At 70.4% G+C, this 1,315-nt stretch carries 1 protein-coding gene; it reads left to right on the top strand.

Annotated features, from left to right (window positions below):
- The first annotated feature begins 260 nt into the window (after positions 1-260).
- Complete coding sequence (locus tag ACZ34W_RS38715; RefSeq protein ID WP_465611203.1) at positions 261-896, top strand: RNA polymerase sigma factor; 636 nt, start codon at positions 261-263, stop codon at positions 894-896.
- Positions 897-1,315 lie beyond the last annotated feature (419 nt).

Raw genomic sequence — 1,315 nt, 5'->3', positions numbered from 1 at the left:
ATCGGCGGCACCCTCCTCGCCGTCGCCCTCCTCGGCTGCCTCGAGAACGGCCTCACCGTCGAAGGCATCAACTCCTTCTGGCAGAACGTCGCCCAAGGCGCCCTCCTCGTCGCCGCCGTCGTCATCCAACAACGCCGCAACGGCGAACGCCCCATCGGCCTCCCCACCTGACCTCGACGAGCGCCGACCAATGGAAGGTCAGCACCTCGCCGAGACTTACCCGGCTGGGTCAGACAGCCGTCGACGGTCAAAGGGCCACGATGTCCCGCCTCCCGTTCCCGGGCCCCCACCGGTCTGCCCCCTCACCCACTCCCCGCACCGGCAGCGATCAGAGCCCCGAGAGGCCTGGCGTCCCGCACCCCGAGGCGGAACCCGACAGCGACAGAGAACTGACACTCCGCCTGCGTTCTTGGGACAACGGGGCCGTGGCGGTGCTCTACGCACGCCACCACCGAGCCGTCCTCGCCTTCGCCCGTACTCTCGTCGGCACAACCGGGCCCGACGAAGACCTCGCCAGCGAGGCCTTCACCCGCACGATCGCCGCCGTTCGCTCGGGAGACGGCCCCGCCGAGAACTGGCGCCCCCTACCTCCTGGCAGTGGTCCGCAACACCGCCGCGGCATGAGCGAGCGCCGAGCGCCGCGCCCCCGCCCGACGGAAACCCAAGCACCCGACCCGCCACCTCGGCCTCTGCACGCAGTGCCGACATCGATACGAGGAAATGCGCGACATCGACCGGCACATCCGGCTCACCAGGACTGCGGTCGCCGAGACCGTACGCGGCCTCGGATACCGACGGCCAAAACGCGCCCAAGAGGACGACGCCCGACCCAGCAACCCCCGCCCCTCGCCAGCAGCTCAGCCGATACGACCGTCGCGACGCCGACAAGTTCGTAGGAGACTGGGTACCGGCTCCCGCCAGGCGCCGAGGTGACTTCGCCGACCAACGCAGTAGCGACATGGGACCACCGCGCGCATCCGGCTCGACCGATCCCATCAGCGGGGCCCAGACACGTCCCCGCATCGCTGGGTCTGTCGTCGGCGAGGGACCACTCCAAGCTCGTGCCGGCGCCTCGTCCTCACTTCCTGGACAGGATATCCCTCAGCGGCACGATGCCGAAGAAACCGGCTCCGTCCATCGGATCGTCCGCCGAGCGCGCGGACGCCGGGGCTCGACTACGCTCGCTGACATGGGCGCCTTGACGGACGGCGGGTTCCCCACCGACGTGACGAGCCTGGTGGGACGCCGCCCCGAGCTCGCCGAGCTGAAGCGCGTGCTGGCCGACTCGCGTCTGGTGACGCTGACCGGCACCGGC

It is taken from the genome of Kitasatospora sp. NPDC022856, assembly GCF_055561235.1.
Note: the sequence above shows the minus strand (reverse complement) of the source record. Positions and strands in the feature narration are given on the sequence as shown.

Excerpts from the sequence above, each read along its gene's own strand:
- ACZ34W_RS38715 (WP_465611203.1), top strand. The coding sequence starts at position 261 with ATGTCCCGCCTCCCGTTCCCGGGCCCCCACCGGTCTGCCCCCTCACCC.